The organism is Flavobacterium sp. PL11 (assembly GCF_035985025.1).
Lineage (GTDB): Bacteria > Bacteroidota > Bacteroidia > Flavobacteriales > Flavobacteriaceae > Flavobacterium.
The window spans coordinates 1-15,802 of the sequence record NZ_JAXCIA010000045.1 but is presented as its reverse complement, the minus strand read 5'-3'; the positions used below and the strand labels follow the sequence as shown (position 1 = coordinate 15,802).

Below are 15,802 nucleotides of genomic sequence, written 5' to 3'. Positions count from 1 at the left end.
CTTGCACTGCGATATTTCAATCATGTTGGATGATTTTAGGCGATAATTTGTCAGTGCAACGGCGTCTTTTAATATGCAGAGATCCAAATATCCCTCGAAGTGGGAAATCCTGAATAGTAATCTCATTTAACAAGCTTTTAGAGATAAGGCAGCTATTTAGTTCCCTTTGAAGCTATAAGTGAAAGCGCGGTAAAAACATTTTTTTCAGATTTGTTAGTGATATCAATTAGTAATCTTATAATTGCAAAAGTATTAGCGCCAGTTGTGGATTTGAACTGCCCAAATATTTTTTGTTGTACTTATATGTTTGCTGCGCCAGTTTTAGCATCGCGCTCGGGTCTAATTGCTCCTTTTGACACATTTTTGTCGCATGGTATTTTTGGATGATGTAGAAAAAGAAGTATTTCTTATCGATGAATAAGAAGTTGTAATTGTAAAGTAATTGCTTTTTTACGTTGCTCTGGAATCATTGTTTTGACTAGTTTGTCTAGTTTGTTTTCTATATTTTTGCGTACTGTATTTTGAGTAGTATATTGCTATAGAGTAATTTATTTTTTAACTTTAAAGTTGCATAGAGTTTTATCTTAAGGTATTTTACCCTTTCACTTTTGTATATTTCTTCAATGTAATTCAGATCTCACAACAAGTAGATTATAAAAATTTGATGTACTTTGGCTTTACATTTAAAAAGTGCTGCATAGCGGTCGTGACCTAAAAAAGTATATGGAAGATCATTTCTAAATTCATTTTCAATTGTTTTAATTCCTCTATTATCAGTGACAGTAATGTAGGTAAAACGTAAATTTTGCCTGCACCATCCCCAATATTTTGCACCATTTACAACAACTCCTGCTTGTTCATGTTTTAAGTTTTTTTATTCGTTTTCACGAATACTCAAACATTTTATCTGTTCCAGCATAGGTGCCGATTGAATACCCTGGTTGATCATTAAATATAAAGGAGTTGATTTTTGACCAAATCATCGTAAATTGTGCACTGTTCCACCTTGAGAAATGAATAGATTCATCACATTGTAAATAAAATTCTGGCATCCTTTGAAAAGTTGCGTACTTAATTGTGCTCAAATTAGCGATTTTACCTTCAATATTCGGTCCGTATTGAATTTTTGAAGGCATATTTTTTGGAAAGTCCTATTTGTTCACGCAGCTACTAGTACAGGTTTTACTGAAAATTTTATGTTCAATTAGCATGGATTTCAAGGGTTGAAATCAATTTTCTTGCGTTTATCTAAGAGTGTTTTTTCGGCATTCATTAATTTTTAACCACAAGAATTGCAATAATCAGGTAGGTGTTGCAACACTTGATCAACCTTACTTATAACCTATGAAAACTCCAACGTTTTTCCCAGATGTCCTAGTTGCCCTGCTGGTTTTTTGCCTGTTTTCTCAAGTAAGGATTGATTGGTTTTGATACGATTTTCGTCCTTGGCTGGTGTAAGATGACTGTTAGTGCTGTTTTTTTTAGTTTTTATAGATGGCAAGCTCCTGTTCAAGATGGTTAATTCTTTTTAAAAGTTGCTCAATCTGCACAGCTTGTTTTGCTATGATTTCTAAAAAAGATACTATGCTTGGTTGAGTTGTCAAAAAAAAGATATTTTATTTTTAAAAATTTCAGCTGTCAATCAATAAAAACAAGAAAAATAGACCCAGTGAGTATTAACAATCAAAACAGACTTACAGCCAAAATATTGACAACTAGAGAGATTTTATATAATCCATTTTAAAGATTGTTAATAACGTACTTATTTTTTAGAATTGGACAAGTGAATAGTTACGAGATAAGTTGTTTACTATTATACTTTTAGTGTTGTACTTTTTTTCAAGAAAGAGATGCAGTTTGCCTTGCTAGAGTTTGGTACATACCAAATCAGAGGGTTATACAAGTAATTTAGCAAGTATTAGTTTGATCAGTTCTATGTAATTCTCCAAAGTGTTTGTACTTTTTAGCAAGGTTAGGAAGAGTTAATTTTCCCCTAACTATTAGGATTTTCCCATATTAATTTTTAAGTACGACAATAAATTAATTATAAAAAAGAAGCTTTAAAGTAATCCAAAGCTTGATTTTAATTATTTCTTTCTCGCACAAGGCATAGCAGTGGAAATCCTTTTTAAGGGGAGGTACGGAGCTTAAAAAGATTGTAGCGCATAGCCCGCCCTCGCTGTAACGTCCCGACCGTTCGGGAGTGGAAGCGGGGGATGTGCCCAAATATTATTTCTTATCAACCATTGGTCTGTTTTCTCGGTTTGCCAATTCCCAGGCGGTTACAAAAGCAAATTGAGTCCTTTTAGTTAGGGCATCGTATTCGATTTTGTCAGGTGTATCAGTATGCTTGTGATAATCTGCATGAACTCCATTAAAAAGGAAAACAGAAGGAATCCCATTTTTGGCAAAATTGTAATGGTCAGAACGTTCGTAAAAACGATTAGGATCTTTAGGATCATTGAAGGTATAATCTAAATTTAGCTTCGTGTATTTAGCATTTGCTTCAGCGCATATTTTATCCAAATCGGTTGATAAACGGTCTGCACCAATAACGTAAACGTAATTATTACTATCTGCATGCTTTACATCACGACGACCAATCATATCAATATTAATGTTGGTAATTGTATTTGCTAATGGAAATAATGGATTTTCAGAATAATATCTTGAGCCGAGTAATCCGTGCTCTTCGCCTGTTACGTGAAGAAATAAAATAGAACGTTTAGGTCCATGTCCCGCTTTTTTTGCTAATTGAAAGGCTTGAGCCATTTCTAATAAAGCTACAGTTCCTGAACCGTCGTCATCAGCACCATTATAAATTTCTCCTTTTGAAATTCCTACATGGTCGTAATGAGCTGAAATTACAATTAATTCATTTGGTTTTTCAGATCCTTCGATATAAGCCCAGATATTTTCAGAATCAGGTAAGTTTTCATTGCGTTTTGAATTTAGGAAGGCTGCTGGCACTTTTTGGTAAAAGTCTGAAGCAATAGAAGGGAAGGAAATACCATCTTTTTTGTACTGATCTATTAAATAATTACCCGCTTTTTTCTGACCCGCTGAACCAGTTTCGCGACCTTCCATTTCATCTGAGGCTACGATATATAAGTGTGTTTTGAGCTCCTCAGCTGTTATACTGTTCATATACTTTGTAGGTTCGACCTGAGTAACGCTGCTTTTTTGAGAAGTACAGCTTAATGTTAATACAGCAAATAGACTTAATAAAGGAATATTTTTCATTGTTTAGTTACTTTAATAGATAAATTCATAATTGGTAAACGGTAAAAATAGCAATAATTATAATGAAAACTGTTTTGGTTTGTTTAAATATTTTGTTGCCATGAATAAAATCAATTATATACTTGCGTAATCTTAAAATTGCTTACGACTTATATTGTTTTTTTGGATAAAACAGCAATAATAATTTATTTTTTTTGTAATTATATTGCTTTAATCACAAAAAATTACAGTTACACTCCCTTTAGAAAAATCTATTATTTTATTATTTTAAAACTTCTTTTAAAAATACTTTCATTCGCTGCCAAGAGCGTTTGTCTGCTTTTTCATTGTAAGCTGCACCTTTCGATTTATCATTCCCAGCTTCAGGTTCAGTAAAAGAGTGAACTGCATCAGCGTAATAAATCATTTCCCAGTCTGCTTTGGTATCTCGCATTTCTTGTTGGAAAACAGTAATTTCTACAACAGGAACATAAGGGTCATCAGCGCCATGTAATACTAATACTCTTGAAGTTATTGGCGTACTGATTCTTTTTGGATCACGCCCTAAACCTCCATGAAAAGAAACGGCTCCTTGAATCTTCATTCCTGATCTTGCAGCCTCTAGTGCTCCAGTCCCTCCAAAACAATATCCTATAACGACAATATTATCTGGATTAGCTCCTGATTGAATTAATTGATCTAAAGCTAGCTGAATTCGCCTTTGATAATCCGTATAATTACTTTTGTAAAAACTAGATAATTTGCCAGCTTGTTCTGTATTTGTTGGGTAATTGCCTTCGCCATAAATGTCAGCGATGAATACATAATATCCCATTTTCGAAAGCTTTTCAGCTGATCTTTTTGAATGTGGATCAATTCCTTTCCAAGCTGGAAGTATTAAAACTCCTGATTTAGTTTCGCTTCCTTTTACGGGAGAAATCGACAGTCCATTTAACTTTTGGCTACCGTCACTGTAATTTACTGTATTCAGTTGGGCAAATGAGGTGTTAGTAATTAGAAGTATGCCAAATAAGGCAAATAAGGTATTTTTCATATTTATTGTTTTAAATTTTCACTCAATTCTTTCTTTCATCAAACTATTTAATTTTTTATTTTTTAATTTATGACTGTATTTTAAATCTTATAATTTGTACTATTATTGACCGGGATGATAGGTTTTTTCTGCATTTTTTTGAACGTCCTCTTTATAAAAAAGTACGTCCTTAAATTGACCTTGTTGATACATTATTGCTTGGTCGTAAAAATGTTTTGATTTTGGATCACCACTATTTCCGCCTGCTAATAAAGATTTTGCTTTGATTTTTGTTCCAAATTCGACCGCACAAACAAAACTGTTTCCATTAAAACCATAGCGCTTTTTAGAATCCTTTTGATAACTACTCTTGTAAGCTGGTAAACTTCCCCATATTGCTGGACCATAACTGATGGGTAAACTTTCTTTAGTATCATCGTATGTTAAGTCGATATCGCCTGAAGTTCTTTGGAAGCGATTGATTTCGCCCCAAGGAATATTCCCACTCCCGAATTTAGCTTTTAGTTCGTTAATCACTTCTTGCAATTGCGGAATTAATTGTTCTGGTGTTGCATTTTTTGCAAACTCAATTGTGTTTTCTACTTGATCTAATTCGCCCTCATCGGTGTAAACTTTTTGGATTATCGGATTCAATTTATAAGCCCATTCTATCGCTAAGGTTGTAGCAACTGAATTTTCTTTAGCATAGTAATCCCATTTTTTTAATAACGTGATTGCTTCAACTAATTCTAAATAAATAGCGCTATCCTTTTTAATATTTTTATCGAAAGAGGCTGTTAATGCCGGAATTAAAAATTCGAAAGCAGTCAACTTGGTGTCGTAGCCTTCAGCAATTACTTTATCTAATGTGTAATTACTTCCCTTGCTCAATAATCGAACAGCATTTAATCCTCGAAAACTTTCTCCATCAGGTGCCATATAAGGTAGATAGTTTTCTTCTTTTGGACTATTTTCTCCCGCAACAGAATAGGGTGTTGAATTACAGTTTTGTAACCATGCGTTTGATGGATTATAAGAGTGAACCGTTTCTGCAACCTCGTGTAAACCCTTCCATTGTGTTGTTGATGTTGTACCATCCATAACTTTTGACCAGTTTAGTTTTTTATCTCTTATTGGAATAAAATTGCCATGCCAGTAAGCAATATTGCCTTCTTTGTCAGCATAAACGGTATTATTTGAAGTGTTTGCTTTTATGTCCATCGCTTTTTTATAATCCTCAAATCCATTTGATTTTGTACGAATCCAACTTTGTTCTAAACTTTTCATCGAACGATTGTTCGACTTTAAGCTAATCCATTTTCCGTCTCTTTTAGCCATTACAGGTCCGTGGTTTGTGTAATAGGTTTTGAACGTTTTTGGAATTAGTTTTCCATCTTCTATATATTTAATAGTGATCATTTTTTCAGTCAATGGTACTAATTTACCGTCATATTCATAAAATAATTTTTTGTTTTTAGTGGTAATTTTTTCAGCATAAATGTCAGCTACATCTACGTTAGATGATGTATGCATCCATCCGCAGTTTTCATTAAATCCTTGATAAATAAAAAATTGTCCCCAGGTTACTGCGCCGTAGGCATTTAATCCTTCTTCGCTGCTGACTTGTATTTCTGGACGGAAATAAAAAGTGGTATGGGGATTAATATATAAAATAGCATTTCCTGAAGCGGTTTTTGATGGTGCTATTGCAAATCCGTTTGAGCCAGTCTGTACATCTTTTTCTCGTTCTATATAGGCTACTTTATCCGTATTCCCGGAGTAAAATGCTTTTAATTCGCCTGTTGAAAGACCAGCAGTACTAATCGCTCCAATACTTCCATCGGTCCATAGTAATGGAAACCAAGGTTCGAAATGTGTCAGCAAAGCAGGTTTAACTTTTGGATTTTTATATAGATAAAAATTGATACCGTCTGCATAACTATTAAGTAGTTTTTTCAACCAAGGTGCCGCTTTCTTGTAATCATCTTTAGCATCTTCGGAGTCAATTAACAGTTTTATTTCTAAATCGTTGTATAAAACGGATTGTCCTTTTATTTCTGAAAGGCGTCCTAGTTTTTCAATATAATTCATTTCTACGCGCTTAAAATCATCTTCGCATTGCGCATATAGCATCCCAAAAACTGCATCGGCATCCGTTTTTCCATATACGTGAGCGATTCCCCAATTATCTCTAATAATTGTTACTTTCTTAGCCATTTTTTCGAGCCTTTCAATTTCTTGGGTGTTTAACTTTTGTGAAAACACAGAAAAAGGGATACAGAAAACTAAAAGTAATAACGGTAAACGATTTGTAGAAAACTTCATCTTATTTTATTTTAAATTTTTGTCCTTCTATGTAAATAGCCATTTCTAAACTTTTTATACTTACTAAATTATCTTTTTTAGATTTGATTATGCCTTTTGGTTTTTTTATTACAACAACTTCACTCTCACCTGCAATCTCAATTTCTTTGTCTCGAACAATTAGAGCCGTACTTTCATCAATACCAATTCCGATATGATTGGGAAATTCAACCAATGCAGATAATAATCGATTATAGCGACTTCTTTTCATAAAATGCTGGTCAATTATTACATTCTTTACAAGTCCTAAACCAACTGTTGTTTCAAGATTATCGTATCGAACATTATCAAAAGTTTCTGAGTATTTAGTTTGTAATTTTTGATTTCCTGTAATCATGTGTTCACACATTACAGCCGCACCAGCACTCGTTCCTGCAATGGTACTTCCGTTTTTGTAAGCTTTGTGAATGGATGTGTACACAGGAGTGTTTTTGACCACATCCATAAAACGAGTTTGATCGCCTCCACTAATGAATATAAGTTTTGCGTTTTGTAAGGAATCATTCAGCACTTTATTATGCACTGTCGTTTTATTAAAATTCATCATGATAATAGGATTTGGAATTAGCTTTTGGAATTGAGCCTTAAAATAATCATAGGATTCAACGGGTTCTCCGCTTGACATGGGTAAAACAACAATATAATCATCTTTCTTTAAGTCAGAAATATTAATTAGCTGTGTCATCAAAGCATTTGATCGATCTCCACCACCAATTATAAAAAGTTGTCCTCTTGTATTTTGTGCTTGTACTATTCCATAAAAAAACAAAAGCAATATTGTAATTACTATTTTGATGTTGAGAATAAAATCAGATGGATTTTTCATTAGTAAGAGGTTGGTTTTCTGTTTTAGGCTTGATGAATTAAGATTAAAATATTTTTAAAGTGATACATTACGTTTAAAAGCGCAACCTAGTTCAATTATCGAATCAGTTTTTGCAATACCTGGAATATTATCTATTTTTTCATAAAGAAGTTTTCTCATGTGTTCATGGTCTTTAGCGATGATTTTAATATATAATGTAAATGAACCTGTAATATAGTAACATTCCGTTATCTCTGGTATTTTTTTCAATTCATCTATAATTCGATTAGAGTCTTGATCTTTATTTAAGGTAATTCCAGTAAAAGATCCCCAATCATAACCAATTTTTTTTTCATTGATTATTGGCTTTATCCCTGCAAGAATTCCTTGTTCTGTTAATCTATTGATACGCTGATGCACCATTGTATTTGATATCTTCAAATTAGTAGCAATAGCGGAATAAGCCATTCTACCATCTTTTTCTAATTCTTTGATGATATTAATATCGTATTCATCTAATATATTCATAATTTATAATTATTGAGTAATTCAATTATTGCAATGGTATAAAAGTAATTAATTTATTTAGATCTAATAACTATTTATCTTCCAATGATAGTTTAAAATTGACTTTTTTTAGTGTTGATTAAATAAAATTCTTAAAATAATTTATTTTAAAAAGTCAAAATTGTGATTTTAATTGATTTATTAGAAAAAAACTGTAATTTTGTAATTTTAAGTTTTAAATAAAAATATTATGACACATACAGAACAAAATTTATCTCTAAAATCCGAGTCTTTAATAGCACTAGAGGATCAATATGGTGCTCACAATTACCATCCACTTCCTGTAGTTTTAGAAAAGGGCGATGGAGCTTATGTTTGGGATGTGGATGGAAAAAAATATTATGATTTTTTATCAGCATATTCAGCAGTAAATCAAGGACATTGTCACCCAAAGATTGTTGGTGCAATGATAAAACAAGCACAAACATTGACGTTGACTTCGCGCGCATTTCACAATGATCAATTGGGACCTTTTGAAAAATATGTGACTAAATACTTTTATTTTGATAAAGTTCTGCCAATGAATACTGGTGCGGAAGCAGTAGAAACAGCTTTAAAGCTTTGTAGAAAATGGGCTTATGAAGTAAAGGGAATCGCAGAAAATGATGCGCAAATCATTGTTTGTGAAAATAATTTTCATGGACGAACAACTACCATTATTTCTTTTTCTAATGATGAAAATGCACGTAAAAACTTTGGTCCTTACACTGCTGGATTTATAAAAATTCCTTACGATGATATTGACGCTTTAGAAAACGTTTTAAAATCTTCAAACAATATCGCTGGATTTTTAGTAGAACCTATTCAAGGTGAAGCAGGTGTTTATGTTCCAACTGATGGCTATTTACTAAAAGCAAAAGCACTCTGCGAAGCTCATAGTGTACTGTTTATTGCTGACGAAGTGCAAACAGGAATAGCGCGCACTGGCAGATTATTAGCAACTTGTGGAGATTGCGATTGTAAAAAAGGTTGCGAAAATAAACCAGAAGTTAAACCAGATATTCTTATTTTAGGAAAAGCTCTTTCAGGAGGTGTTTATCCTGTATCAGCTGTATTAGCCAATGACGCTATTATGAATGTTATTAAGCCAGGACAGCACGGATCAACTTTTGGCGGAAATCCTATCGCCGCTGCAGTTGCTATTGCTGCACTTGAAGTGGTAAAAGAAGAAAACTTAGCGCAAAATGCGGCTTATTTAGGTGAAGTTTTAAGAAATGGACTTAACGAAATTGCCTCTCGAAATTCCTTAATCACTCTTGTGAGAGGTAAAGGTTTATTGAATGCTATTGTTGTAAACTGCAATGAAGAATCAGACTTAGCATGGAATATCTGTCTGAAATTCAGTGAATATGGATTATTGGCTAAGCCAACACATGGTAATAAAATTAGATTCGCACCACCATTAGTAATCACTGAAACTCAAATTCATGAATGCTTAGCAATTATCGAAAGGGCTTTAAACGATTTTAAATAATGTTTATGTTCTTTTTTTCTTTAATGTTGATACAGAATATAATAGTAATATACTGGCTTATTTCTATTAAATGTAAAGTTTATAAAAAATTAAATTTATCAACAGACTATTTAATATAAATTTTAAATTAAATTTTTAATAGAAAGTATTAATATATTTTATAAATATCGGATTACTATTTATAAGAAATAACCCTTAAACCAAAATCAATAATTTGATTTTGGTTTAAGGGTTATTTCTTTTTATAATATGATGTAAAGCGATCTTTTAAGTCAAGTTAATCGATGATTAGTAACCTTCATTTTGAATTAAATTTTTATTAACATCAGTCTCTCTTAATGGAATTGGTAATATCAAATTGTTTGCATTATACGAAAGAGATCCTATATTTTGCTTTAATCTTTTTGCATCAAATAAAGCAAATCCTTCAAAGGCTAATTCTCTTCTTCTTTCCATTAAAATAGTTGTCAAATTTACAGTAGTATATAAATCAGCACCCGAACGATCTCTTAATTTATTAATATCATTTAAAGGAGAAAGTCCTATTGCAGTTCCTTCTCTAAAATTAGTTTCAGCACGAATCAAATGCATTTCCGCTAAACGTAAGAAAGGGATATTGCCATATTGGTTTTTCCACTTTGTAGTGCAAATATTATCTGCTTCGTAAAAAAAGTTAGCGCGTTCATCTTTAGAATCATCATAAATATCAAAGTGTTCATCTTCAATACTAATATCTGGATTTCCAGAACGACCTCCAAAATCTTCTCCTGCCCAAAAAACATTAAAATCATTTGCGCTAGCATCCTGACTGCTTACTTGCCATGCAAATAAATCTTCAGTTGAATTTTCTGCATTGTTAAATGCTTTTGCAAAAGTAGATGCTAATGTCGCACCACTACCAGTGATTACAATATTTGCCATATTTCGTGCATTTACAATATCTCCTTTTTGTAAATAAACACGAGCAAGTAGTGCAGCAGCGCTATATTTAGTAGCATATATACCATTTGAAGCAGGAAGCGCAGTATAAGCATCTGTCAAATCAAGAAGTACTTGTTTATAAACTTCCTCAACTGTATTTCGAGAAGGGAAAGTAATTTTAGCGGGATCTAAATTAGGTTCTAATATTATTGGAACTCCTAACTGACTATTTACCGATCCCGCAATATATGGTTTACTAAACAATCTTACTAAATCAAAATATACTAATCCTCTTAGAAATTTTGCTTCCCCTTGTGTAATTGCTTTATCAGATGCATCTTTAAAAACATCTAAATTATTTAGGATAATATTAGTTTGGTTACTTATTTTATAGGCTCTTAACCATAAACTTTCAACAAAGCTATTGTCTTTTAATATTGCTTTTTCATCATATTGTGAAGGTTGTACGTATGTTCCGTCCCAATAAAGCTCTCCTTGATTAGCGATCAATTCAGAAGCTAATGCGATCCCGCCACCATAATTGGAGCTTGCTCTAGCATCTCCATAAGCATTATTTAAAATCTTCTTAATGTTTGAAGGAGATTTAATAGCTGCTTCAGTGGTAATATCTTGTTCGGGATTGATAGTTAAATTATCGTCACAAGCTACAAATAATAGTGTAACTAATGCTATTAAAATTGTTTTACCGTTATATTTTTTCATATCTGTTTTCATTAAAGGTCAATGTTTAATCCAATAATTAATGTTTTTGCAGGAGGAGCTGAATAAAAAGCGATTCCTTTTTGAATATTTGAATCACCATTGTTGTCATAAGACGATTCTGGATCATAACCTTTGTAATTTGTAAAAGTAAGTAGATTGACCCCTGTCATATATAATCGAATTTTATCTATTGAAAATTTTTGTGTTATTGTTTTAGGTAAAGTATAACCCAGTGATAAATTTCGTAATCGTACAAAATCAGTTTTTTCTAAATAGCGTGTTGAAGATTGCTCTCCATTGCTACGACCCCATCTAGCTTGAGGCACATTAGTAATGTCCCCTGCTTTTTGCCATCTATTTAATTGATCTATTGTTTGGTTGTCTTTGTATCTACCATTACTTGATTGAAACTTTCCTGCCTCATTATAAATAGAAGCGCCCCATTCACCTTGAAAAGTAAATGAAAAATCAAAATTAAAGAATGCTATTGTGTTACTCATTCCAGCCATAAGCGTAGGATAGGGACTTCCAGCTATCGTTCGCTGGGCTTCACTATAATTTTTGGTCGTAGTTCTATCTAAACTGCCATCTGCTTTTAAGCTATTTTTAAAGAATAAGGCATTTCCGTTAGCTGCATCAACGCCCGCGTATTCAACAACGTAAAAAGAGGAAATAGTCTCGCCAACTCTAACTATGTTTTGTCCTGAGACGATTTCGCCTCCTGGTAAATCAGTCACTTTATTGTCTAATGTTGCAATATTCATTGATGTTTTCCAACTAGCATTAGCCGTTTTAATGTTTGTCGTATTTAATACAAATTCAAGACCTTTATTTGTCAAAGAACCAACATTACGCGTTAAAGATCGCCAGCCAGAAGTACCTGGCAAAGGTTCATTTAATAAAAGATCATTGGTTTTTTTAACATAATAATCTACTTCACCACTTACTCTATTATTTAGAAATCCAAAATCAATACCTATGTCAACTTGATTTGTTTTTTCCCATTTTAAATCTTGATTTGCCAACTGTGAGGGATTTATAGCGGATTGTTTGTTATATGATGAACCATTGAAAAGACCTAAACTAGCAAAATTGCCAATACCCGCATTTCCTGTAACTCCAAAACTTCCTCTTATTTTTAATAAACTTAGAGTTTCATTATCCTTTAAAAAATTTTCTTCTGAAACAATCCATCCTACAGAAGCAGCTGGGAATACTCCGTAACGATTTGAAGCACCAAATCTAGAAGAGCCGTCATAGCGTAAACTAGCTTTAAATAGATATCTATCCATTATTGAGAATGTTGCTCTAGAAAAATAAGAAAGAAAATTATATTTTGTTCTACTTGAAGATCCTGCCGTGATTTCTGAAGCACTTTCAACTGTTTGTAAATCATCCGATGGGAAACCAGTTCCAGCAACATATTGTCTTTTTCGAGAACTTTCTTCAAAACTCATACCTGCGACAAAATCTAAATCATAATCCTCTTTAAACGTTTTGTTATAATTGAAGTAATTATTAATACTGTATTTATCAGACTGGATTGCATTAGCATCCGCATAACCATTTGTAGAAGCAGATTCAGTTAAGCTACCCGCGAAATACTCTTCTGTTTGATTATTATTGTCATATCCAAGCTCTGTTCTAAAACTTAATTCAGGTAAAATTTTATATTCTAAATAGGAGTTCATTAAAGTTCTAAAAATATTTGAATCCCAGTTTCCATTAAATTGTTGTGTTAAAAAGTTATAATATAACGGAGTGTCATTATTAGGAGTAACGCCATCATCTAAATAAGCAGGAGATAATGGTGTTTGAGCAACTGCTTGTAATGGCGTTGTAAATGAGTTATCCGATCCTATTCTTGTTATATTTGTTTTGCTCAAACTCGTGTTTAATCCGACTCTTAATTTATCGGACACTTTGTGGTCAAGATTTCCTCTGTAGGAATAACGATCCATTGAATTCCCTCTCACGATTCCTGCTGTGTTATGATAACCTCCTGAAAGAAAAAATAATGTTTTATTATCTCCTCCTGATATAGAAAAGGAATGGTCTTGGACAGACCCTTTAACTAATGCTAAACTTTGCCAATCCGTATCTACTTCGCCTTTTCTCCAGTCTTTTCCATTTGCATAACCATCAAACACGCCTCCTGGTTCAGTCAACCATAAGTCATCAGCACCATATCGATTGGCAGAAGCTTCTGTAAATAATTCTACATATTGTGCAGCGTTAAGCCAGTTCACTTTATGAGTTGCTTCGCTCCATCCACCAGAAGTGTTTAGAGAAATTTTTGTTTTACCTGATTTCCCTTGTTTTGTTGTAATTAATACAACTCCATTTGTCCCTCTGGCCCCATATATCGCCGCAGATGAGGCGTCTTTTAAAACTTCTACTGATTCAATATCGTTTGGATTTAGTGATATTAATGGATTAATAGGAGCTGCAGATCCACTTTCATTATCATTAATTAGTGGCATTCCGTCAAGTACATACAAAGGTTCTTGGGATGATGAGATGCTTGATACACCTCTTATTCTCATTTTTACACCACCCTCGACTTTACCATTAATTTGAGTAATTTGTACCCCTGCTAATTTGCCAACTAAAGCATTTTGCATATTTGAAACAGGAATCTGCGATATGTCTTTTGAAGTTACACGCGCAATATTGTCTGTTAGTTTTTTCTTGCTCTGTGTTCCAAAGCCAACAACAATAACATTTTCAAGTTCATTTGATGCATCAGTAAGTTTTATGACCATTGAAGACGATACCGCAAATTCAACAGTTTTCATTCCTATAAAACTGACAATTATTATTTGTCCTTTTGTAGCATTGATTGTAAAATCTCCATCAAATCCAGTTTGAGCACTAATAGTTGTGCCTTTTACAATAATGTTTGCACCAGGTATAGGAACTCCACCTGAATCGGTAACTTTGCCAGAAAACTTACTTTCTTGAGCAAATGTTAGTTGCACAAAAAGTACAAGTAATGTGCTCAATAAATGTTTTAAATTAATTTTCATTATTTGATTATTTAAGATTAGCTCTACCAAATATCTAAATAAAATGTTAAATAAAACAAATTTTAATGTTGAATTGTTAAATAAATTTATTTTCCAACTATTTTTTACATAATACACAAATATTATCTATTAAATAAATATAATTAAAATATTTTGTGTTGTTTTGACAAACATTTTAATCTAGTAGACACCAATAATTGTGCAAAATATAATTCCTATTTTTTTTAAGGTTTTTTTAAAATAAAAAGATAAGCTAATATTTTAATTATTTGCAGTGCAAATGTTATAAAAAACGGAATGCTTTTCTGTATTTTAATGAATCATTATTATCCTTAATTTAGTAAATATTAATTTTAATTTTTAATAATTAAATTTCAGCTTTCCCTTAAATCAAAGATTTTTAAACAGGTATATTGATATTCATTTAACGATATTTTATAAGTTGATTGAAAAATAATCGTTAAATTAGTGATTCATTAACCAATTAAAAATTTTAATATGAACAATGATAAAGATAAGATAAAGGATGGTGAGGTAAATATAGAGGATACTACCGTAAATGGCATCCCTGATTTTCTAGTTTATCCGCCTGAGGAGGATATATATAATCAGTTAAAAAAAGAGGAAGACATCAATCCAGAGAATATTTCAAAAAATAAAGTTTTTTTGGAACTTAATGATGTCATAGGCAATAACGAAAAAGACTTTGGTGACACTATGACTGGATCTGACTTGGATGTTCCCGGTTCAGAGTTAGACGATCAGGATGAGAAAATAGGTAGTGAAGATGAAGAAAATAATTATTACAGTTTAGGTGGTGATAATCATGATAATTAATATTTAAAATAAAACTATCAAGATAATCAATGATCATCAGTGTTAAATGCTATTATTTATAAGTGATTGATTCAAGTTAATATTTATTGTATTGAATTTGTTTTCTAATAAATTTCAAAAAGGCACTTAATTTACTTTTGTGCGTTTCACTAAACATAAAAGAGTCCATTACCAAACAAGGAAATGGACTTTTTTGTGTTAAGGGTCGTGCTATCCGTTTCAAGTCCTCGCAAAGTTCCATTACATTTTACTTTGCTGTGGGCTTTACACTGCTATCCCTAACGCGAGCTCCGATTATAAATATAAAATACTCCAATCTATTAGGTATGATTTAAATCGGCTATTGAATACCTATAACCAAATAACGCACTTGTAATCATAGGTCGTTAAAATTTTACGCATCAAGCTATTTTACTTTGAAATCATTGCGTACGGTCTTAGCTGTGGAATGTTATGGTTATCTATAAGGGATATTTTTAAAATTGTTAATTATTAGATGTAATCATTGTTCGTGATGTCAGCGTTGTGATTGCATATAGCTGCCTTTCATATTAATTTGATGGGTTCAAGAAACTAACATAAAATTTTAAAATCGCACACCTATTATATATTATGTGTAGTTGAAGTAGATTAGAGTACATAATCGCGAATAATTAAATCGTCAAAAATGAGCTATTCGAGTAGGAATTGCATTATTTTTCATTAAATAGTCAAAGAAGCGTTTGGGTTGAGAAAAAACTTCACTTTCAAGTTTCACGTTTACAACCATTTAAAAGCAATCTTCCACAAATCAGAAAAATACTTGCTTAAAAAGCTTGTAGAAGCGA

10 protein-coding genes are annotated in these 15,802 nt (G+C 32.2%); 2 read left to right on the top strand and 8 right to left on the bottom strand.

Features of this window, described 5'->3' with window-relative positions; all coding sequences use genetic code 11:
* Positions 1 to 884: 884 nt before the first annotated feature.
* The 6 genes from RCH18_RS15210 to RCH18_RS15185 all read right to left on the bottom strand — a co-directional run bounded on the left by RCH18_RS15210 (position 885) and on the right by RCH18_RS15185 (position 7,952).
* Positions 885 to 1,136 carry a hypothetical protein gene (locus RCH18_RS15210; protein ID WP_326937627.1) on the bottom strand — a complete coding sequence of 84 codons (252 nt, stop codon included), beginning with the start codon at positions 1,134 to 1,136 and terminating at the stop codon, positions 885 to 887.
* A gap of 1,093 nt (positions 1,137 to 2,229) precedes the next feature.
* Positions 2,230 to 3,243: a M28 family metallopeptidase gene (locus RCH18_RS15205; protein ID WP_326937626.1), complete on the bottom strand. Its 1,014-nt coding sequence runs from the start codon at positions 3,241 to 3,243 to the stop codon at positions 2,230 to 2,232.
* Positions 3,244 to 3,505: 262 nt separating this feature from the next.
* Positions 3,506 to 4,276 (bottom strand): dienelactone hydrolase family protein, encoded by a 771-nt coding sequence (locus RCH18_RS15200; RefSeq protein ID WP_326937625.1) that lies wholly within the window; start codon positions 4,274 to 4,276, stop codon positions 3,506 to 3,508.
* Between the two features lie 102 nt (positions 4,277 to 4,378).
* Positions 4,379 to 6,580 (bottom strand): penicillin acylase family protein, encoded by a 2,202-nt coding sequence (locus RCH18_RS15195; RefSeq protein WP_326937624.1) that lies wholly within the window; start codon positions 6,578 to 6,580, stop codon positions 4,379 to 4,381.
* 1 nt (position 6,581) lies between these two features.
* Entirely contained in the window at positions 6,582 to 7,445 is an 864-nt protein-coding gene (locus tag RCH18_RS15190; RefSeq protein ID WP_326937623.1) for a cyanophycinase, read from the bottom strand.
* Positions 7,446 to 7,499: 54 nt separating this feature from the next.
* Positions 7,500 to 7,952 (bottom strand): Lrp/AsnC family transcriptional regulator, encoded by a 453-nt coding sequence (locus tag RCH18_RS15185; protein ID WP_326937622.1) that lies wholly within the window; start codon positions 7,950 to 7,952, stop codon positions 7,500 to 7,502.
* 229 nt (positions 7,953 to 8,181) lie between these two features.
* On the opposite strand from RCH18_RS15185, the gene rocD reads away from it, so the two are divergent.
* Entirely contained in the window at positions 8,182 to 9,465 is a 1,284-nt protein-coding gene (gene rocD, locus RCH18_RS15180) for an ornithine--oxo-acid transaminase (RefSeq protein WP_326937621.1), read from the top strand.
* A gap of 288 nt (positions 9,466 to 9,753) precedes the next feature.
* Here rocD and RCH18_RS15175 read toward each other — a convergent pair whose 3' ends face one another.
* Entirely contained in the window at positions 9,754 to 11,121 is a 1,368-nt protein-coding gene (locus RCH18_RS15175) for a RagB/SusD family nutrient uptake outer membrane protein (protein WP_326937620.1), read from the bottom strand.
* Positions 11,121 to 14,138 carry a SusC/RagA family TonB-linked outer membrane protein gene (locus RCH18_RS15170; protein ID WP_326937619.1) on the bottom strand — a complete coding sequence of 1,006 codons (3,018 nt, stop codon included), beginning with the start codon at positions 14,136 to 14,138 and terminating at the stop codon, positions 11,121 to 11,123. The genes RCH18_RS15175 and RCH18_RS15170 overlap by 1 nt, the downstream gene beginning before the upstream one ends.
* 498 nt (positions 14,139 to 14,636) lie before the next feature.
* Here RCH18_RS15170 and RCH18_RS15165 point away from each other — a divergent pair, with 498 nt between their 5' ends.
* Positions 14,637 to 14,975: a hypothetical protein gene (locus RCH18_RS15165; RefSeq protein WP_326937618.1), complete on the top strand. Its 339-nt coding sequence runs from the start codon at positions 14,637 to 14,639 to the stop codon at positions 14,973 to 14,975.
* Positions 14,976 to 15,802 lie beyond the last annotated feature (827 nt).